Origin of the sequence: Streptomyces sp. Alt3, from assembly GCF_030719215.1 — a bacterium.
Classification (GTDB): domain Bacteria; phylum Actinomycetota; class Actinomycetes; order Streptomycetales; family Streptomycetaceae; genus Streptomyces; species Streptomyces glycanivorans.
Genome location: NZ_CP120984.1, coordinates 259,778 through 278,920 on the forward strand (window position 1 = coordinate 259,778; position 19,143 = coordinate 278,920).

General features: G+C 65.7%; 20 protein-coding genes and 1 pseudogene. 10 read left to right on the top strand and 11 right to left on the bottom strand.

The window, feature by feature from the left end; translation table 11 throughout:
- Positions 1-2: 2 nt before the first annotated feature.
- A protein-coding gene (locus P8A20_RS38395; RefSeq protein ID WP_306105448.1) for an IS3 family transposase occupies positions 3-1,207 on the top strand; the annotation gives its coding sequence in 2 pieces (ribosomal slippage) (positions 3-294 and positions 294-1,207; 1,206 coding nt in all).
- A gap of 128 nt (positions 1,208-1,335) precedes the next feature.
- Here P8A20_RS38395 and P8A20_RS38400 read toward each other — a convergent pair.
- Both P8A20_RS38400 and P8A20_RS38405 read right to left on the bottom strand, forming a co-directional pair.
- On the bottom strand, positions 1,336-2,280 hold the full coding sequence (locus P8A20_RS38400; RefSeq protein ID WP_371934449.1) for a transposase family protein: 945 nt from the start codon (positions 2,278-2,280) through the stop codon (positions 1,336-1,338).
- Positions 2,281-2,396: 116 nt separating this feature from the next.
- Entirely contained in the window at positions 2,397-3,164 is a 768-nt protein-coding gene (locus P8A20_RS38405) for a transposase (RefSeq protein ID WP_306105450.1), read from the bottom strand.
- 45 nt (positions 3,165-3,209) lie between these two features.
- Between P8A20_RS38405 and P8A20_RS38410 the strand changes: the two genes are divergently transcribed.
- The 4 genes from P8A20_RS38410 (at position 3,210) to P8A20_RS38425 (ending at position 5,352) form a co-directional block, all read left to right on the top strand.
- Positions 3,210-3,527 carry a DUF6221 family protein gene (locus tag P8A20_RS38410; protein WP_267042791.1) on the top strand — a complete coding sequence of 106 codons (318 nt, stop codon included), beginning with the start codon at positions 3,210-3,212 and terminating at the stop codon, positions 3,525-3,527.
- Between the two features lie 355 nt (positions 3,528-3,882).
- Positions 3,883-4,698: a hypothetical protein gene (locus P8A20_RS38415; protein WP_306105451.1), complete on the top strand. Its 816-nt coding sequence runs from the start codon at positions 3,883-3,885 to the stop codon at positions 4,696-4,698.
- Between the two features lie 100 nt (positions 4,699-4,798).
- Entirely contained in the window at positions 4,799-5,095 is a 297-nt protein-coding gene (locus tag P8A20_RS38420) for a DUF6247 family protein (protein ID WP_306105452.1), read from the top strand.
- Positions 5,092-5,352: a hypothetical protein gene (locus tag P8A20_RS38425; protein ID WP_306105453.1), complete on the top strand. Its 261-nt coding sequence runs from the start codon at positions 5,092-5,094 to the stop codon at positions 5,350-5,352. The genes P8A20_RS38420 and P8A20_RS38425 overlap by 4 nt, the downstream gene beginning before the upstream one ends.
- A 288-nt stretch (positions 5,353-5,640) precedes the next feature.
- Here the strand turns inward: P8A20_RS38425 and P8A20_RS38430 are convergent, their stop codons facing one another.
- From P8A20_RS38430 to P8A20_RS38440, 3 genes are all read right to left on the bottom strand, one after another.
- Entirely contained in the window at positions 5,641-5,892 is a 252-nt protein-coding gene (locus P8A20_RS38430; protein WP_306105454.1) for a hypothetical protein, read from the bottom strand.
- Positions 5,893-6,165: 273 nt separating this feature from the next.
- The gene (locus P8A20_RS38435; RefSeq protein ID WP_306105455.1) at positions 6,166-6,357 is read right to left on the bottom strand and encodes a hypothetical protein; all 192 of its coding nucleotides are present in this window, start codon (positions 6,355-6,357) and stop codon (positions 6,166-6,168) included.
- Between the two features lie 149 nt (positions 6,358-6,506).
- Complete coding sequence (locus P8A20_RS38440; protein WP_306105456.1) at positions 6,507-7,055, bottom strand: sigma-70 family RNA polymerase sigma factor; 549 nt, start codon at positions 7,053-7,055, stop codon at positions 6,507-6,509.
- 156 nt (positions 7,056-7,211) lie between these two features.
- Here P8A20_RS38440 and P8A20_RS38445 point away from each other — a divergent pair, with 156 nt between their 5' ends.
- Both P8A20_RS38445 and P8A20_RS38450 read left to right on the top strand, forming a co-directional pair.
- On the top strand, positions 7,212-7,403 hold the full coding sequence (locus P8A20_RS38445) for a hypothetical protein (protein WP_306105457.1): 192 nt from the start codon (positions 7,212-7,214) through the stop codon (positions 7,401-7,403).
- Positions 7,403-7,615, top strand: coding sequence for a hypothetical protein (locus P8A20_RS38450; protein ID WP_306105458.1), 213 nt, complete (start codon positions 7,403-7,405; stop codon positions 7,613-7,615). Before P8A20_RS38445 ends, P8A20_RS38450 begins: the two co-directional genes overlap by 1 nt.
- A 106-nt stretch (positions 7,616-7,721) precedes the next feature.
- Here P8A20_RS38450 and P8A20_RS38455 read toward each other — a convergent pair whose 3' ends face one another.
- The 3 genes and pseudogenes from P8A20_RS38455 to P8A20_RS38465 all read right to left on the bottom strand — a co-directional run.
- Positions 7,722-8,024: a hypothetical protein gene (locus tag P8A20_RS38455; RefSeq protein WP_306105459.1), complete on the bottom strand. Its 303-nt coding sequence runs from the start codon at positions 8,022-8,024 to the stop codon at positions 7,722-7,724.
- Positions 8,021-8,320: an RNA polymerase sigma factor gene (locus P8A20_RS38460; RefSeq protein WP_306105475.1), complete on the bottom strand. Its 300-nt coding sequence runs from the start codon at positions 8,318-8,320 to the stop codon at positions 8,021-8,023. The genes P8A20_RS38455 and P8A20_RS38460 overlap by 4 nt, the downstream gene beginning before the upstream one ends.
- A gap of 234 nt (positions 8,321-8,554) precedes the next feature.
- Positions 8,555-8,848, bottom strand: a pseudogene (locus P8A20_RS38465) (WhiB family transcriptional regulator); the annotation flags it as partial.
- Positions 8,849-9,412: 564 nt separating this feature from the next.
- On the opposite strand from P8A20_RS38465, the gene P8A20_RS38470 reads away from it, so the two are divergent.
- Entirely contained in the window at positions 9,413-10,129 is a 717-nt protein-coding gene (locus P8A20_RS38470; protein WP_306105460.1) for a hypothetical protein, read from the top strand.
- Positions 10,130-10,369: 240 nt separating this feature from the next.
- On the opposite strand, the gene P8A20_RS38475 is transcribed toward P8A20_RS38470, so the two are convergent.
- Positions 10,370-15,241 (bottom strand): DEAD/DEAH box helicase, encoded by a 4,872-nt coding sequence (locus P8A20_RS38475; protein ID WP_306105461.1) that lies wholly within the window; start codon positions 15,239-15,241, stop codon positions 10,370-10,372.
- A 328-nt stretch (positions 15,242-15,569) separates the two neighbouring features.
- Between P8A20_RS38475 and P8A20_RS38480 the strand changes: the two genes are divergently transcribed.
- Positions 15,570-15,884: a hypothetical protein gene (locus tag P8A20_RS38480; protein WP_306105462.1), complete on the top strand. Its 315-nt coding sequence runs from the start codon at positions 15,570-15,572 to the stop codon at positions 15,882-15,884.
- A gap of 331 nt (positions 15,885-16,215) precedes the next feature.
- Here the strand turns inward: P8A20_RS38480 and P8A20_RS38485 are convergent, their stop codons facing one another.
- Positions 16,216-17,241 (bottom strand): hypothetical protein, encoded by a 1,026-nt coding sequence (locus tag P8A20_RS38485; RefSeq protein ID WP_306105463.1) that lies wholly within the window; start codon positions 17,239-17,241, stop codon positions 16,216-16,218.
- 252 nt (positions 17,242-17,493) lie between these two features.
- Here P8A20_RS38485 and P8A20_RS38490 point away from each other — a divergent pair, with 252 nt between their 5' ends.
- Positions 17,494-17,709 (top strand): hypothetical protein, encoded by a 216-nt coding sequence (locus P8A20_RS38490; RefSeq protein WP_306105464.1) that lies wholly within the window; start codon positions 17,494-17,496, stop codon positions 17,707-17,709.
- 1,216 nt (positions 17,710-18,925) lie between these two features.
- Here the strand turns inward: P8A20_RS38490 and P8A20_RS38495 are convergent.
- Complete coding sequence (locus P8A20_RS38495; protein WP_306105465.1) at positions 18,926-19,051, bottom strand: hypothetical protein; 126 nt, start codon at positions 19,049-19,051, stop codon at positions 18,926-18,928.
- Between the last annotated feature and the right edge of the window lie 92 nt (positions 19,052-19,143).

Here is a 19,143-nt window from a genome sequence, read left to right on the forward strand (position 1 = left end):
TCGTGGTCATGAAGAACTACCCGCCGCAGTTCAAGGCGGACGCGGTCGCGCTGTACGAGTCGCGGCCGGATGCGACGATCAGGTCGGTCGCAGCCGATCTGGGGATCAACCCGGAGACCCTGCGGAACTGGGTCCGGGCAGCCGGGGTGAGCCGTCCCCGAGGACGGCGGACACAGGAACCAGGCCTGCCGCCGGCACCGCTGGAGGCGGAGAACGCCGCCTTGCGGAAGAAGGTCCGTGAGCTGGAGGAGGAACGGGAGATCCTGCGCAAAGCGGCGAAGTATTTCGCCGGGGAGACGCGCTGGTGAACCGCTTCCAGTGTGTCGCCGACCTCCAGCGCCGTCACGGCGTGAAGCGGCTCTGCAGCATCCTCGGTGTCAGCCGCTCGAGCTTCTACTACTGGCGGCGGACGGCTGCGGACCGGGCCGCCCGGCAGGTGGCCGACGCCCGCCTGGCCGCCCGGATACGGGCGGTGCACCAGGAATCGGACGGCACCTACGGAGCCCCGAGGATCACCGCCGAGCTCCGCGAGGAGAACGGTGTCGCGGTCAATCACAAGCGCGTCGCCCGGATCATGCGGGCGTCCGGGATCGAAGGAATCCGGTTGCGCCGCCGGCACCGCACCACTGTCCCCGACCCGGCCGCCGCCAAGGCCCCGGACCTGATCGGCCGCGACTTCACCGCGGACAGGCCGAACACGAAGTACGTCGGCGACATCACCTACCTGCCCATCGAGGGCGGGAAGTTCTGCTACCTGGCGACCGTCATCGACCTCGCATCACGCCGTCTGGCCGGCTGGGCGATCGCCGACCACATGCGCGCGGACCTCGTCACCGACGCCCTGACCGCAGCGATCCGAACCCGCGGCAGTCTCGCCGGATCGATCATGCACACCGACCACGGAGCCCAGTACACGAGCAAAATTTTCGCCGAAGCCTGCAGGTCAGCAGGGGTGCGGCGAAGCATGAGCGCGGTCGGGTCCAGCGCGGACAACGCACTCGCCGAATCCTTCAACGCGACCTTCAAACGCGAGACCCTGCAAGGACGAAAAAGCTGGCCGACCGAGCGCGAGGCCCGACTCGACGCCTTCCGATGGCTCCACCGCTACAACACCCGACGCCGACACTCCCGCCTCGGACAACGATCACCCATCGCCTTCGAGAACGCCCTCCACCGCACACCAACTACGCTGCCACAAGCCGCATAACCCGTGTTCAGAATTCGGGGTCAAGGCCCATCTTCCCGCGGACCCGTTTGCCCCATGTAGTGCATGAGCTAACGAGCTCGTGCACGGTTAGCGGTGAGACGTCGCAGTGCCAGGCGGAGCCGTGGTGCTCACGTCTGCCAAGCCGGGATCCGGTCTGCGGTCTGTTGCTGGGACAGTAGGCCGGCGATGGCTTGGATGGTGTCGTCCATGTGCTCGCGGCGGCCGAGGTGGCGGGCCAGCGCCCGCCAGTTCTTCAGGTGGGCGATGCCGTGTTCGACCCGGATGCGGCGTGAGGAGTGCGTTTTGCGCTGGCGCTCGTGCATTTCCTCGTACCAGTCCGGGGCGTTCTTCTTGAACTTGCGGTGCGGTGGCGTCACGACGCGGCCGCCGGTCTGTGCTCCGAGTCCTTGGTAGCCGGCATCGGCGAGGATCTCGACCGCTGGACCGTCGGTCAGGAGCTTGACCAGCCCTAACTCGCGGGCGTGGGTGATGTCCGCGCAGCTTCCGGGCTTGGTCGGGCTGCAGAACAGCAGCCGCCCGTCCCCGTCGGTGAACACCATGGCCTTCACGGCGTTCTGCTTGTTCTTGCCGGAGATGAACTTGTCCCGGTCCTTGCGGCCGACGGAAGGGCGGCGGACACGGATCTCGGTGCCGTCGATGATGCCGGTCTTCCCGGCCTGGCCGAGATGGTCAACGACCTCGGCCAGCGTTCGCAGCCGCACGTCAGGGCTGACCGTGCATCCCCGCTCCGCGAGCAGGGGCCGCACCTCGCCGATGGCACGGGTGACGGTCGAGCGGTCCACGTCGAACCAGCAGGCCAGCACGTCATGAGTAACCCCGTGGCGAAGGTGCACGAGCGTGGCCAGGAGCCGGTCGACGAAAACCATGCGGTGCTTCGCACCAGCGCCAACTGCACGCTTCCGCGGCCTGGACGCAAGCCTGGCCTGATGACGTTCATGCCACAACGGCCCCACCTCCGACACGAGTTCAGCGATCACAGCGGCCGACAAGCCCGTGATCCTCCGGTCGCTGATGATCGCTGTGCGCGTCACGTTCCCCACCACGCAGCCCATGATCGCCGATCCGAGATCGACGTCTCACCGCTAACCGTGCACGAGCTCGTAAGTCTTGTCCCGTAAATGATCTCTGAGGCGTGTGGACGTGGTCGGTGACCAACCCGACTGCCCGTCTATCCGGCGAGGTTGAGGTTGTGTAGGCGGGCGATTCCGAGCATGGCGTGGTGGACCCCGTCGCCCTTGAGGCGGCAGTCGCGAAGGATCTTCCAGGTCTTCATGCGGGCGAAGACGTGCTCGACGCGGGCGCGGACCTGTTTGTGGGACTTGTTGTGGGCCTGCTTCCAGTCGGGCAGCTCTTCGCCTTTGCGGCGTCGGTGGGGCATTACGAGCCCGGTGCCCGGATAGCCGCCGTCGGCGATCGTCATCGTCTTGCCGACGGCGGCCTTCGCGCCGGACTCCTCCCACGCCTTGCAGTCGTTGCGGTTGCCGGGCAGTGGCCGGCCGACCAGCACGATGAGCCGGGTGTCAGCGTCGATGACGACCTGGTGGTTGGTGGAGTACCGGTAGTTCTTGGACTGCTCGGCGATGGTGTGATCGCGGGTGGGCACCAGAGTGCCGTCCACGATGAGCACGGTGTCCTTGCGGAATCGCTTGCGGGGCTGCAGCGCGAGCGACGGGCCGAGGTCATCGATGATTCGGTCGGCCGCGGACTTCGAGATCCCGAAGAGCGGGGCAAGCTGGCGCAACGTGAGGTTCGTGCGCCAGTACGCCGCGACAAGCAGCACCCGGTCTTCCAGCGGAAGGGACCACGGGCGGCCCTTGCGCACCGGATCCGCACCCTCGCGGCGCAGTTCAGTCACCAACCTGCCGAAGACACGCGGGCTCAGCCCCGTGAACGGGGTTATCCAGGACGACTCCGACGCCGTGATCACACCAGACACCACAAGATCGTTTCATGGTGCCGGCACAACGTCGAGAATGCTCCCATGACTGAAAAGCTGGTGAAGTTTCTCAAGGCGCGGCTCGACGAGGAGGCCGACTTGGCCCGACGCTGCGACGGCGACGGATGCGGGGAATGGTCTGCCCACGGACACACGGTCGACTTCTGCCAGGTTGACCTCTCCGGATTCCACCCCACGATTGCTCTGCATGTGGCACTGCACGACCCGGCCCGCGTCCTGCGCGAGGTCGAAGCCAAGCGGCGCATCCTGGCCCGTCACGCCCGCGACCCCTGGCCGTGCCACGACCTACGTGACCTTGCCTCGCCCTACGCCGACCATCCTGACTTCCCCGCACGGGCCTGAAGCCGGGCAGCACACGAGCAGAGGACCCAGCAAGGCCGCGTGCTGGGCCGCGCGTCGCCCTCTGAAGATCGTTTACGGGACAGCCCTTAGCGGATCTCGAAGGCCGTGCACCCTTGCAGGCTGAATGCCTGAGGCTGTTCTACCTCGCCGACCAAAATATTTCAGAAGTCGCCGCTTATCTCCATATCACCGAACAAGCCGCAAAGGCAAACATCAGAATCGCACTCAAAGCTCTCCAAAGACTGATGGAGCTTCCCCGCCCCGTACATCACACGCCAATACAAGCCCGGAAAAATCAAAACTTGGACGGACATGATGAAGGTCCGGCGAAGGCCTGAGCACCTCAGGAGACAACGTGCCGAAGAAGAAGCGTCATCCCCGTCAGCCCGTCCGGCGCACGGACACCACGGCGACGAGGCAGGCATCCGAGCCCGCACCGGATCGGGCGGACGCGGATGAGTTCTACCCGCTGCGCGACCGCTACCCCACAGTGCAGGACGCCGTCCAGGCCGCGGAAGCCGGAGAAGACGTTGAGTGGCAGGGCGACATCGAGGGCCTCCCGATGCGCCACCGCCTCGTCCTGACAGGCGGCCAGCCCGTGATTGAGCAAGCCGTCCTCACGGGTTGGCCCCTCGACGCCATGATCCGCTGCGCATGGCTTCAGTCCGACACGCACGCCAACACCGAGAAGGCGATCCTCGCCACCCTCAACGAGCTGCACGAAGTCCTGCGCCTCCTCCTCGAGGAAGAGATCCGTGCGGTTCGGCCCGACTACGACGCGGCGGTGCTCACCGCTTTCGCGGAGCCGACCGAGGACGGCGGGCTGCCCACATTCGGCTGGCGAGCCAGGTACCCGGTGACCGACGAGCTCACCTGGGCCGACGCCTGTGACACGGCGGCGTGGAACATGTCGGTCTGCTTCGACGCCTTCCACCCCGCCATCGAGAACGTTCCGGAGGTCGGCGAGCAGGCCATGGCGGCACGGCTCCGCGGCCACGGAGCCCCACTGTTCCTCTGTAGGGGATGCCACCGGCCCCTCACCGACCGTCACCCACGCTGGACCGGTGTATGGGCAGCCCCGGAAGGCGGGCCGCTGTGCGAGTCCGCCGGAGAGGACACCAGCCCGGACGACGACGAGTTCGGGCACCCCCACCAACCCGCCACCCCATAGGGAACCGTCTGCCGGGCGGACAGATCACCCAGAGGAAGCCGACCTCTCCTCCGGCGCCCCGGTGACGGCTACCGTGGCAGTACGACCACTGGAGGACCCGATGAGCGCGCAGCCTGAGGAAGCCCCTGCCCCGCCGGCCCCGGCCGCCGCAGCCCACGTGCTCGCCCAGCTGCGGGCCGACCGGCGCGCGGGGACGTGGGTGACGGCCTTCGAGCGGGACTGGAACAAGGCTCTTGATGACTCCCGCCACACCTACAGCCTGACCCCGCTGCATGATGTCGTGCGTACCTGGCAGCTCCGCGTCGCCGCGGCTCCGGCCGTGGACGCCTACATGGACTCCGGTCGCGACGAGGCAGCCTTCGTGGACCTGGACGACGTCCTGGGTGCCCGCGGATGACCGCTGAACCGTGGGCGGTACGCCTGTCACCGCAGGCTGCGAAGACACTCACCGAGCTTCCCCCGGCCGCCAGGGAGATGGTCCGCGACGTCCTTGACATCGCGGTGCGCTCTCCGTGGGGCTGGCCGCAGTGGAACACCGGGGATCCCGAAGGCGAAGGCGTCCGCGCGGCCTCCATCGGCCAGCTTTCCGTCGTGTACGTGATCAGCCAGCTCACTCGGCACCTGGCGGTCCTGGACATCGTCTGGCTCGGCTAGCGACCTGGCGAACAAGATCCATGCAGGTCCGCGATGTGCTCGCCCCGCACCACCAGCTGCTCCCGCAGATGTTGCGCCTCGGCCATGGCTGGGGCGTGCTTCGTGCCGCACACGCCCCAGCTCGGCCCGCAGAGGGGCCACAGCCCGGCTCCTCGGCGCTTATCGGTCCCGGCGCAGCGATGTCACCCGGACGCCCGCGAGGGCCGTGTCCGCTCTGCCGGTCGTGGGCACCGCGGCGGTCATGGAGGTGTGTGCCGGCGAATCGTTCGGCTTCTGGGGTGTTCGTGGTTACGAATGCGAGATTTTCTCCTGGATGGTGAAGACGAAGCCGGTGGTGACGATGAACGCGCTGGCGCTCCAACCGACGCTGAGGAGCGGCGTCGCGTTGAGGTTGCCGACGATGAGGTAGGTGATGAGCGACGCGATGATGCCGGTCATGACGGCGAGCGCGATCTTCAGGTACTTGATCTTTGTGGTGGCTCGCTCCAGGTCCTGGGTGAGCGTCTGGTTCTGGGTCCGGAGCTGGGCTGGGGTGGTCATGTTCGGTGAAGTCCTCGGGGGGACGGGGTCGCAGCGCCTGGTGGTGCGAAGGGGGGTGCCAACGAGTGGCTGGTGGTTCCGGCTGCGCGGTTGTTGTTCCTTACGACGCAGGCCGGGCCCGTCGCGTGAGCGACGGGCCCGGCTCCCCCGAGTTGCTGCCGCGATGAGGTGTTCACCGTGACCGGTGACGTTGATCGGATTATTCAGTGACTCATGTGGTGGGTCGGATCACTCGTTGGCTTCTGACAGGAGACCGTTCAAGTGCTCATCCACCTAATCCGTAGCCACGTTCGGGCGCACCAGTCGGTGAGTGCGCAGCCGCGCGGCGGTGGCCCGCCGAGCGGGAGACCGCCCCCACGCCGGTGAACCGGTGAGCAGGTTGTCGACGAGCCGGTACGCGCGGATCCAGAGCACTGACAGCAGAGTCCGCACCACGGCGAAAGCGTTGGTGATTCGTTCGAACACAGTGATTCCTTCGGGAAGGGTGGGTGGGTGGGTGGGTGGGTGGGAGAAGGCGCGCCTAGCAGGGCTAGCCCTCCCCTCCGGTCTGCGGGTCGGGGGTACCGAATTTGCGGGGGGTTTCGGTACCCCAAGCCGTAGGCCAGAGGGAGGAGCTAGTCCTCCGCGGCGAGCCGGCGCATCACGGCCGGTTCGCGAAGCCTCCGGTTGGCTGCCCTGATCATCTGGCGCACAGCGCTGTCACTCGCTGCACCGACCAGTTCGGCGATGCTGCGGGAGTCGAGCCCGTAGTAGTGCTTGAGGATGTAGACCTTGTGCTGCTGCGGAGTCAGTTCCTCGCGCATGACTGACTGGACCCTCACAAGGTCCACATCGCGGTCGAAATCGATCACGATGCCGGTCTCGCTGAACTCGTCCAGGTCTCCGCCGGCGAAGGCGTCGGCCTGTCGGCCGAGCTGGCGGAGCAGGTCGGTCGCCGCGTTCACGCAGACGGTCGCCATGTAGGCGTCCAGCTTCGCGACCGGGGGCCCGGACTGCAGACGCTTGAACATGTGAAGGAGTGCCTCCTGCCACACGTCATCGATGTGTCCACGCGCGATGCGCTTCTCGATCACCCGCTTGAAGTGCTTCTCGCGGCTCTTCAGGTGCTGAATCTGCTCTTCGACTGATCGATCCTCGTAGGGACCACCGGACGACTGCGTCATCGGGCCGTGCTCCGATCATGAGTAGCTGCTGCCCCAGCCGATCAGGGGAGGTCGTAATCCCCCGGGTACTCTCATCGCCTGGCTTCTTTACACCAGGACGCTCGGCACTCGCCGAACGTGAGGCAGCATCACGAAGTTCTCGGCGCGGATACCCTGATGATCGCTTCGGGGGCTCCGTTGGATTTCCCGCTGGCCGCCGTAACCCTGTCCCGGCTGGCCGCGTGGGCCGTGTCCGCCCTGGGCAACCGTGGCGTCCCCTTGCCGATGACTGGCCGGAACCCGGGGGCGTTCAAGGCTCACCGGCGGCTCCGCGCGGTCAACGGCGGCAGCAACGAACAGGAGGCGTGATGCAGAGCAGTGCGGAGAACATCGAGGTTGTGGTCAGGATCGTGGACACCATGGTCGCCTACCGGAAGGCGCACGGCGGACTACCTGCCGACACGGACGGGCTTGAGAGCATGGCCGTGGCGATCGTCGAAGCCCTGGAGCGCGACGACTTCCGCATCGTGGATGTTTTGAGCGGCAGCCGGACCGAGGCGCCCACACCCGAACTGGCCTGACGGCACGGCAGCGGGGCGCCAGCCATCCCGGGGCCGGCGCCCCGCTTGCGTTCTGCACCCCGTCAGCTCGTGGTTAGCCAGCGAGCTGACGAGCCAGCAAGCCAGGTCAGGTGTCACCTATCCGTGCAGCAGTCCCGAGGTCGACTTCGTACCGTGCCAAGGTCAGATGGCTTTCCACATCCGTGGTTGCCTCAAGCGTGGTGTGGAGCTCTTCTCGGCCGTGAGCGAGGAACGCGTCGACAGAGGTAGTCACGAGGGGCGCGGGCGGCAGGGTCGCGGCATAGAGGGCAGCGGCCAGCCTGCCTTCGACGTCTGTGGTCGCGTTCAGTGCGGTGGTCAGGCGCTGCATAGCCGAGGCCAGCACGCCATCCTCCGGCTGGGCGGCAGGGCGCTTGGGTGAGCTGCTCACAGTGCACCTCCTTCGTCCTGTTCCTGGAGCATGCGCTCGAGGCTCTGACGTGCCCTGCGCAGGTTCTGACGAACGTTGGGGCCTGGGACTCCGAGCGCATCAGCGGTCTGCGTGGGTGTGGCCCCGTCGATTTCGAAGGCCATTACCGTGCGCTGCAGGGCAGGAAGCCGCCGCAGCAGCTGCACGAGGTCGACCTGCTCGGCGATGTCGCCACACGGGTCAGGGATGGTCACCTCGCCCAGAGCAGCGGAGTCCAGGGACCAGGTCTTTTCCTTCCCCTTGGCCTTGAGCCACATCCGCCAGGCGGTGGTCCGCAGCCAGGCTGCGGGGTGAGTGACCGACTCCCACACTCGGGCCAGCTGCACGAAGGCGCTCTGTACCGCATCTTCGGCATCGTACCGGCCCGCGCCCGCAGCGATCAGAAACCCGACGGTCGGCACGAAACGGGCCCGAAAGAGGACCCCGTACTGCTGCTCCTGTTCCGCCGACAGGACTGACTGCTCCTGCGGCGGCTTGGGCCGTTCCTCCACCAGGAGCCCGCTGCTCCGCTCGAACTCGGTGCGGGCGCTCTGAAGCAGAGCGCGCCAGGACCTGACGGTGGGGCGCCTACGCAGCAGGGCGCGTCGTTCCCGTTCGGTCATGCCACCCCAGACACCGAACTCGACCCGGTTGTCGAGCGCGTCGGCCAGGCACTCGGTGCGCACGGGGCAGCCGGTGCACACCGTCTTGCTCCGACCTTGTGCCGTGGACTGCACGAACAGGTCGTCTGAATCAGCGGTGGAGCAGGCCGCCTGTTCTGACCATTCAATGACCCACGATGACACTGCCGCCCCCTTGGCTTTCAGTCGTCCGCGGTCTGCCGACTTCAACGGTGATCTTGTCGTGTTCGTCGGTAACCCGGCTGCCGCAGGGCAGGCCCCGGATCATCTCACTGCGATGCCGGCTGCGGGTGCGAGCCATGCTCTTGTCGCCGTGCACCCGGATCCACATCCGCAACATGCCCGTTAGACAACCGGCCACAGCAACGAGGGCTGCAACCTCATACTCCAGCATCGCTGGCTCCGATCGATGAACTTGGTTGGTGCTGTCGAAGGGTCAGTGCCTGCGAGGGGCCGCTGCGTGACGTCGCGGCTGCATTTTTCTTTGGGAATCTTCCGACCGGGGCGAGCGGGACGGCCACGGGCGGGCGGTCTCCGTTCCTCGGCATCTGTGGCCGAGGACCTCGCCCGCGAGGTACTGCTCCGAGCCGCTGAAAGGGACCACGCCGCATGACCGACACGACGGGGGACCTATTCGGCCTGACACCCGGCGTCGCGCCGCCGGCCTCGCCGGTTGCTCCCCCGGGCGCGCTCCGAAGCGGGACGCCGCGGAGCCGGACACCTCCAGCCGTGCCGCTCCAGCGTGATGAGGTCACTGGCACTCCGGCCGAGCGCCTGGCCGTTGTCGAGGACGCACTGCGCCGGGCGCAGCTCACCGAGATGGGGAGTGTCCGCGCGGCCCGGGTCCGCAGGCGCATCGAGGCCGGGGCGGCGCTGGCGATCCTCGTGGGGGACGAGTTCCACAAGGAGGTCGGTTACGCGTCGCTGGACGAGTACGCAGCCACCGTGCTCCACATGGACCGTACGGCCGTCTGTGAATTCATCAAGGACGGCAAGTGCCTCGCCCTGGTGGCCCCGCTCGTCAAGGCGACGAACCGGCCCCTGCTGCCCGCACAGGCGAAGGTCCTGGCACCGATCGTCGAGACGCACGGGCAGGACAAGGCCCGAACAGTGCTGGAGAGGGCGGAGGCGGACGGCGGAAAGGTCACCGTCGCCTCCCTGAAGGCCGCGGCGCAGGAGATGAAGCTCGAGGTGGCCACGGCTGAGAAGAGCCCGGCACCGCGCCGCACCACCCCGGCGCCCCTGGACGTCATTGAGGCCGGGCTTCTTGCACTTCGCGATGTCCGTGCCGCGCTCGACAAGACCGCGTTCCGTGCTGGATGGGACGCAGCGGCCGTCGGCGGAGAGGCCGACGCCGAGCGTCTAGAGCAACTCCGGGCAGATGTCTCCGACGAGGCGCGCGCCATCGGAGCCGCCGCCCGCTGGCAGCCCAAGACACTCAAGTAACGAAGGCGCATGGAGGGGGCCCTCGATCGAGGGCCCCCTCCATGCGCGGGGCGTCTCCATGACCAGCGTGTGTATGCCGCCTGAGCCCTCATCTCGGCCCTTAGCGCGCTTGGTGGTGTAGTGACGCCGACGCTATGGCGGGCCTGTATCAGATGCGGCTCCCAGGATTGCCTCGCTACCCACACGCCAAAACCGACCCGGACCCCTCGCTGTGTCGGCGCGGAGGACATGACCTGCCAGCTATTCCAAGATGTCCAGCTCCGGAAGGTTGTCGATGATTTTCATCGTTTCCAGGCTGACCGTGACGATTCGCTTGAGCAGATCGATGATGTACCGCGGGTCGTCGGACCAGTCGTTGGGGTCGTTGACGATTTCCGAGGCCTTGTCGACCTTTACCTGGTAGCGGTCGATGATCCACTCGATCGCGGAGCGGGCACCGAGCTGGTAGCGGTACGCCTCTTCCGGGATGTTGGTCAGCTTGACCCGGGTGTTGTAGACGATCGTCGACCGGTCAGCCTGCCCTTTGATCTTCGGGATCTTCATCTTGGCGACCCGGTACAGCTCGCTGGGGGGCGTGGCGGACGCGTCGCCGGTCACCGTCTTGACGATGCCCTTGTACGGCTCGGCCTGTTCGTAGTTGATGTGCAGGTCGGCGAGCTTGCGGCCGGCCTCGGCGAAGCCGTGGAAGTCACGCACCTTGGGGATGCGTGGCAGGGATTTCTTCAAATCCGCGGCGAAGCGCTCGCGGTACTCCGGGGAGTGGAGCAAGCCGTAGGTGTAGTAGAAGACATCGTCCTTGGTGATGGCCAGGTCGGGGTACGTCTTGCGGTACCCCGCGAGGGCGGTGTCGGTGATGTTGTCGACACGCTCGTAGGCGTCGCCGTCGCTGGTGCCTTCGGTAGATGCGAAGAGGTCATCGCCGGTGCTCAGCTCGCGGTAGGCGTAGCGGGGGAAGAACTTGCCACCGCTGCCTGCTCCCGTGACGTGACGGTCGGGTAGGCGGTCGAGCATTATGACCGAGAACGGCACTGCGGACCCTTCTCCAACGACGTAGAAGCCGAGGTTCTCGTGCTCGGGCGTCGGGAAAAGGCGGGGGAGCTGGGAAACGATGTCGTTCAGCTGCGAGTCAAAGTACAGATGCTGCTTCGTGAACGGCCGGTACGTGGACGTGAAGAGACGTTGGCCGTCGAAGGCATACCGCCGCCCCTTCGCGATATTCGTCTTGTCCGGCCGGTTCCAGCTGATGTTCTTCGGGTCGTTGTCGATGTACCGGTCGATGTCGACTGCTGACGGGGAAGCCAGTGCTGTTTCTTCGCAGTGCGCCTCGAAGCCGCGGACCTGTTCGTTATAGAAATCGATCGTCGACTTGACGTTCTCCGTGAGCTTCGGTCGAGAGAAGTTGTAAACCCAAGAGTCGCGGCCAGTCATGAGGCCGTTGGAATGGAGGACGAAGACGGACCGCTCCCGCAGAGCCTTTTCCTTCTCGCCGATGGCCTGGAAGGTAGTGAACCGCTCGTCGCGTTGGTTGACCCAGTCACCCTCCGGACTCGGGGTGATCTGCTGCCATTCCACCGTATCGAGGGCCTGGCCGGACACGATGCGGAGCTTGTCCTCGAGGTTGAGGTAGTCGCCGATGTCCCGGTAGTAGAGCTGACAGCCTTCGCCACTGTCAGCGGCGGTTCCGCCCTTGACGAGGATCAGGACGGCAACGGTGCTTCGGCTGCCTGAGCCGAAGATCTTGCCGCCCTCCTTACGGGAAAGTTCCCCGGCTGTGCGCTGGTTGCCGCGCAAGTTGTAGCAGTAGATCGCGTCGAACTCGTTCACCAGGGAGAGGCGCAGTCCGTCGGCTGTGTTGCCGTCGATGTAGCCGCCGTTGGAGACAAAGGCGACTACGCCCTCGTCTTGAACGCGGTCGGAAGCCCAGCGGATAGCACGGATATAAGAGTCGTACAGCGACGTCTTGAGAGTGGCTGTGGACTGAGCGACATAAGTCTGTGCAATGCGCCTGTCTAGCGTCTCGTACTTGAGGTTCTTGTTGTCGTCGTTCTGGCTGTCCTGTCCCGCCGAGTACGGGGGGTTGCCGATGACGACGGTGATGGGCTGGGTCTTCTGCTTTTTGGCGCGTTCGCTGTTGCCTTCGAACACGTCCATGCCGTCGAGCCTCGCTGCGCCGCCCTCAGCGAGTTGGAAGGTGTCAGTGAGGACGATGCCTTCGAAGGGCTGGTAGTCGCCGCCGGCGAGGTCGTGGAAGGCGGCTTCGATGTTGATGGCGGCGATGTAGTACGCGAGGAGCACGATCTCGTTGGCGTGGAGCTCGCTGGTGTACTTGCGCAGGAGGTCTTCGGGCTTGATGAGGCCGGACTGCAGCAGGCGGACGGGGAAGGTGCCGGTGCCGACGAAGGGGTCGATGATCTGGACGCCCTCGTCGGACAGGGACTTGCCGAGGTGCTTGGTCAGGGCCTGGTCGGTGGCGCGGAGGATGAAGTCGACGACCTCGACCGGGGTGTAGACGATGCCCAGGGCCTCGGCTGCCTTCTTTGTCGCAGTTTTGAAGAACTTGTCGTAAAGCTCGACGATGACGCGCTGGCGGCCTTCGTGGTTGTCGATGCCCTCCGCGCGCATCCGCACCGAGTCGTAGAAGCGCTCGAGGGTTTTGGTCTCGGCGTCGAGGCCTTGGTCGTCGAGGATGTCGAGGATGCCCTGCATGGCCTTGGAGACCGGGTTGTGCTGGGCGAAGCCGTAGTCCTTGAAGAGGGCGTCGAAGACGGGCTTGGTGATGATGTGCTGGGCGAGCATGTCGATCGCCATGTCGCTGCTCACGTCGGGGTTTATGGTGGCCCGCAGCTCGGTGACGAATTCCTCGAAGGCGGCCCGCTTGTCGGGCAGTGCGAGCGCTGCCTTGATGCGGGTGACGTGGCGTTCGGCGATCTCAGCGACGTTCTTGGCCCAGGTTTCCCAGTAGTGGCGCTCGCCGACCTTGTCGACGATGCGGGCGTAGATGGCGTTACGCCAGTCACTGATGGAGAACAGGGCGTCCTGGACGTGCTGGGCGCTCTGGGCTTCCTTGTCCTTGGCGGTGTCCGCGGTGCTGGAGCCGTCCTTGTCACCGAACGTCTCGTCGCCCGGGCCGATGTGCCCGATGCCGATGATGTCGGGCTTCTTCTTGTTGAGCTCGATCTGGTTGACGGTCGCGTTGAAGCGGTCGTCGTGGGCGCGCAGCGCCTGGAGGACCTGCCAGACGGTCTTGAAGCGATCGTTCTTTGCGAGGGCTTGTTCCGGGCTCATCCCGGCGGGGACGGCGACGGGCAGGATGATGTAGCCGTAGTTCTTGCCCGGTGCGATGCGCATGACGCGTCCGACCGACTGGACGACGTCGACGACGGAGTTGCGGGGGTTGAGGAAGAGCACTGCGTCCAGGCTGGGGACGTCGACGCCTTCGGACAGGCAGCGGGCGTTGGACAGGATGCGGGCCTGGTTCTGGCCGGGGTCTTGCTTGAGCCAGTCCAGGAGCCGGTTGCGCCGAAGGATGTTGTAGGTGCCGTCGACGTGGTCGACCTCGCAGCGCAGGATCTCGTCGTCTGAGTCTTCGTAGGCGTCGACGACCTGGGTGAAGCGTTCGGTGAACTCCTGGGAGGCGGCGATGGAGCGGGAGAACGCGACGGCCCGCTTCATGGGGGCTTCGTCCTCGCCGAAGCCGGAGCCGTCGGCGAAGGTGCCGGTGCGCTTGGCCATCGCGTTCCAGCAACCGATGATCTTCGCGGCGTCGTCGATCCGCAGTTCGGAGTCTCCGCCGGCGAGGCCCTCCTGGAGGGTCTTGGCGACCACGTCTTCGTCCACGGTGAGGATGAGGACCTTGTAGTCGGTGAGCAAGCCTTGCTCGACAGCCTTGCCGAAGCCCAGGCGGTGGAACTCGGGACCGTACTGGACCTCGTTGTCCATCGAGGCGACGGCCGCCTCCGCGTTCTTGGCGTCCTGCTTGGTGTCGTCGCTGTACACACGCGGGGTCGCGGTCATGTACAGGCGGTGGTCGGCGCCGATGAAGTTGTCATCGTGGACGCGGACGAACGAGGACTCGTTGTACCCGGACAGGGTGACCCCGGTGGTGCGGTGGGCCTCGTCGCACAGGATCAGGTCGAACCGCGGCAGGCCCTTCTTCTGGGCGGCCGAGACCGTCGCGATCGACTGGTACGTGGAGAAGACCACCGTCAGGCCCGGCGTGGCCTCGACACTGGCCATCTGCGCGACCAGCCGCTCCGGGTCCGTGGTCGCCGGCAGAGCCAGGTCATGGGTGGCCATGTCCTGGTCATCGCCATCCTTCGCCTTCTGCTTGCCGACCTTCGTGTCGGAGCAGACGGCGAAGGCGCGCAGCGAAACCTCGGCCTCGTAGGACCACTCGCGCAGCGACTGCGACAGCAAAGCGATGGAAGGAACCATGAACAGAACGGTGGTGTGGTCGCCCTGCCCGGAGGCGGCACGCTCCTGCTGCAGACGCTCCGCGATCTTCAGGCTGGTGAAGGTCTTGCCCGTGCCGCAGGCCATGATCAGCTTGCCGCGCTCGTGCTCGGCGAAGCCCGCGAAGACGTCCTCGACCGCAGCACTCTGATGCGAACGCAGCGCCTTCTTCGACCGCAGAGTCATCTCGACCTCGTGATCCACCCCGGCTGAGGGCAGGTGCCACTCCACCGGGCTGTCCGCGATGTCGGACAGCCCGACCCGGGTGACGAAAACCTGCTGGTCGGCGAGCGCAGCTTCCGCGTTGTCGCTCCACTTGTCGGTGGTGGAGATGATCATCCGCCGGGTGAACGCACCCTTGCCGGAGGCGGTGAAGAAGGAATCGATGTCCTCCTTGCGGATCGTGTGGTGCGGCTCGTAAAACTTGCACTGGATGGCGCAGAACCCGCCCGTCTCACGGTCCTGGGCCACCAGGTCGATGCCCGTGTCCCGCTTGTCGTGCTCCGCACCCGGCCAGTCGGACCACATCCACACGCGGCTGAACTGCTCGGTCCACTGCGGGTCGGTGCTCAGGTACCGGACCATGAGCTCCTCGAAGCGGGTGCCGCGGTCCCGGTTCACGGCGAAGCCGTCACGGATTGCCTTGAGTACGTCGTGCACGGTCGTCGTGGTACCAGTCAACGCGCTTCCCACCCCACTGCGGTCCCAGCGCGCCGCTCACGCACCGGAAGATCAATGCCGAAAATATGCGCAATTCTATGGGTCAAGGGCATGATCCAGAACCGGAACAGTACGTGACACCGGGGAGGACCGACGGTTGCTCCCAGGCCGGATGTGACCGGTCATATTGCTGTCGAGACAGAGGTCTTCGGCGTCCGGCAGTGTCCCCGCCCTACCCGGTGCTCGGCGCCCTGTCACACCTACCCTTGGGTGACATCTTTGAGTTGCACTCTTGTGCTCAACCCAAGGGTTGCGGCATTCTCGAGACATGACAGAGAAGAAGCCCCGCCTCATCCCCACCGGCACGTGCTGGTGCGGGTGCGAGAAGGAAGTCGGCCTCGGCAAGTTCTTCGCCCCGGGCCATGACAAGGTCGCCGAAGCCGCCCTCGTCGCCGTCAAGTACGGCTCCTCCGTGCCCGAGTTCCTCCACACCCACGGGTACGGCCCCCACCACTCCGTCAGCCGCGCCGCCGTCGACGCCGGCGTCTGGGAAGAGTGCCACGAGTGCTCCACCAAGCCCGGCTACCGAGGGACACGGGAGAGCATCAAAAACCACAAGCGCAAGTACCACCAGGAGCAGTGAAGACCATGACCATTGCGCAGACCCTGGAAAAGCCCATCCGCGCCCTAGGAGGCACCTGGGACACCCAGCGCGCCGTCACGGCCCTCCGCGACGCCGGCCACGGCCACGGCGACCAGCGACAGCAGGAGAAGCGAGCCCGCAGCGCCCTCCGCGACCTCGCCACAGCCGGCGTCCTCAAAAAACCGAACTGGACAGCGCCACCTACCGGCTCACCATTCCTGCCACGGATAAGCACTGATCCTGGTGCGCCCTCGGCTACGCGCGGCGCAGCCGCACCTGCGCCCGGCGGCAGCATCAGCTACCTCGCAGAAGCGCCACCTCACCGCCCGAATCACCGCCCTTGCCGCTTCAGCCTGATGAGCAGCTCCTTCATGCACGTCTCCAGGGCGTCAGCGGCAAGGCCTTTGTCGGTCAGCTGATATCGGTACGGCTCGTAGCGGTCCTCCCGACCGCCGAGCCCACCAGACTGCGGGAACAGAATCCCGAAGATGCCCTGCGTCGCCCTCGCGGCCGTTGCCTCTGCGATCGTTGGCATGCGGCGGAGGAGCCCGAACTCCACGAGTGTCTGGCAGCTGTCCTCCCACGAGTCCCGAAGCAGATGGAAGTGCTCACGCTTCTTGGCGTACAGGTAGTTTCCGGACAGACGGTGCCTGGCCGGGAAATGGGCGCTCAGAAGGCGGAAGCTGAGCCAGGTGAAGATCTCCGATGGGTGGAGAACCTGCACCCACCCTTGGAGGAGGAAGTCGATCGGTATCTCGATCATCTGCTTGTCCACTGGCGGGACGGTGTAGTAATCGGGGGTGAGCGCGGCGGCTCCCCGCCCCGTTTCGTTCATCAGCCTGAAGGCCTGGTGGTCCCGGTACTTGCCTCCTCTCTTGAGAGGGATCTCGACCAGTGCTTGCTCGCCCAGACCTTCCAGGGTGAGGAGCGCACCTTTGACCTGGCGGATCCGTTTCGTCTCCTGCGTGCGCTCAAGAGCCCGGGCGTACGTGTCTGTCGTACTGCTGTAAGCCACATCGACGGCGATGAAGGCGTTCCATCCGCGGCGCCCACGAAATGGGCGGTCACCCCCCGTCCACTGAGCGCCCGGGGCAAGACGACACTGTGCCTCGAAGAGCGCCAGCAGGTAGAACCGGAGAGCGACTCCGCGAGGGTTCAGCAGCTGCGCCGCAGGAGGCTCCTCGACTACGTCAGGCCTGCGGATCACGAAGCTGTGGCGTAGACGAACCGTCTTCGGCTCACTGCCCTCACGCCACACATCGGCGAGTGTGCCGTTCACCGCTCGAAGCCGGCCGTTCTTCTCTAGCTCCCTGAGACGCCGTATCCGACGCTTCAAGGACTCCTCATCCCGGTCCATACGGCCCCCAAATTTTGGCGGATTGACCTCGACGGTTTAACCCGCAATGAAGCACTTAGCGGAGCTCTACTTTGCGGGTCAAAGCGTTAATGTACGCCCGTTGGCGGTCCCTGAAAGCCCTTCAGGATTGCAATCACAGGGGGGCAGGGTGCCCCGCTGGGCAGAACGCGGCAGCGTTCGTTCGCACCAACGCGAACGGCCCCGGTCGCACCCGGGGCCGCTTCTGCCAGACACTCGAAAGGTGCAACGAGCTTGACCACGCTACCTCCCTCTCCTGACGACACCAGTAGCCAGCCTCCGCTGATCAGCACTCACTCCGCCCTCGTGCTGATGATCGCAGTGATCATCGGTGTCACCATGGGGTTCCTGACCTTCTACAGCACAGGCCAGTCCTCGGCCGGCGTAATGGCCGGCCTGATGACCTTCGGAGCCAGCATCCCGGTTCTCCGCCGGGAGATTGGCCCCTGACCATTCCGGTTGGCCCCTCCATCAGAGGGGCCACCTCACTCCGCAACGGCCAGAACCGAGGCTGATGCCCCGAAGCCGACCGCCTTGGCAGGGCAGCCTGTCCTGCCAAGGCGGTCTGTGTGGCTTTGTGGCTCGATCCACCACCGGGCGAGGCGGACGAGAGCGGATCCGGTGGCTTCCTTGCCCATGGTGCGACGAACAGGTAGTGGGGTCGTGAGAGCAACGAACTTTTGATCGTGCCCCTCATCCAGGCGGCTACCGCCCCTGACACGGCACAGGGCGACGGAGGGTGGCACCCACACCGGGTGCCACCCTGCGCCACGTCCAGACCCGCCGAAGCTCGCCGCAGGTTATTCATCGAGGCTCCCCGCGGATCCGCCCTGCAGCTGCACCCACCCAGTGACCGACGGTTGCGCGAGCACCGGCCGCTCCGGCGCCGGCATCAACGCCTTCAGCTTCAGCGCCCGCTGGAGATCCGCGATGGGCTCACCCGACGCCGCCAATTGCTGCTGCAGATGGCGGCGTCGCCTCGGCCTGGGCCAGGGCCGGGCCCGGCCTCTGCCGAGGCCAAAGCGTGCACGTGCCATGCATGCTCCGGCTCGGCCCTCAGCGTCGCCGCGCTCTGCTTCTCGGCTGATCCGGGACTCCAGGGGCGGCGGGAGCCGTCTCGTCGGGAGGGGCGTGGAAGCGGAGGCCTGCGGCGAGCAGGTCGCTCCTTTCTGCTGTGCGAGGCCGCGATCTGAAATGCGGCTGGTCCATCTCATCTGCGCGATTAGCCCTCAGCTGATGGTCTGGCAGGCCCGCCTCAACTCGGTTGGTACTGATACGAGGTGATTGATCGTCAACTGTGAATGTGATCTGTGACACAAAAAATTGTACGCCCGCATATCTAGCGCCGTGGAAGGGGTCGCGCTACCCTGCCCCCAACGCGCGCGTTGGGGGCAGGGTAAGCGCCACCCCTTCCCACGATGCTAAGTACCCTAATGTCCGATTTGTGAAATTTTGGGTTCTGGGCTTCTGTCGGCAGGCTTATAGCTGTGCCGAGGCATTCGCTCCGGTCGTCACCGCTCAAAAAACGCAACGCCGACCAGCCTCCAGAGTTACCAGGCCCAGGAGCTGATCGGCGCGCTGAAGGGAACCCGAACATGAAGCAGGTCCTCAACGTCTTCCAGTATGCCGCCGGGTCAACCGGAGAACTATTGCGCTGGCTCTAGCGTCAGCTGCCACTGCAGAGAGCGCGGTGATCGCCGCCGTCGTGATCTGGGCACCGCCCGAGCGCGCAGCGCTCGTAGTCGCCCTGATCGGCCCACTCGCGGCAATAGTCGGCGATGTTGGCGGCCATGATGACATCAGCACACATCACTGGTCACACGTTTTGTTCACTGATCTGATCTGAATTCTAACATCTGGTTAGCATAAGCATGGTTCAACATA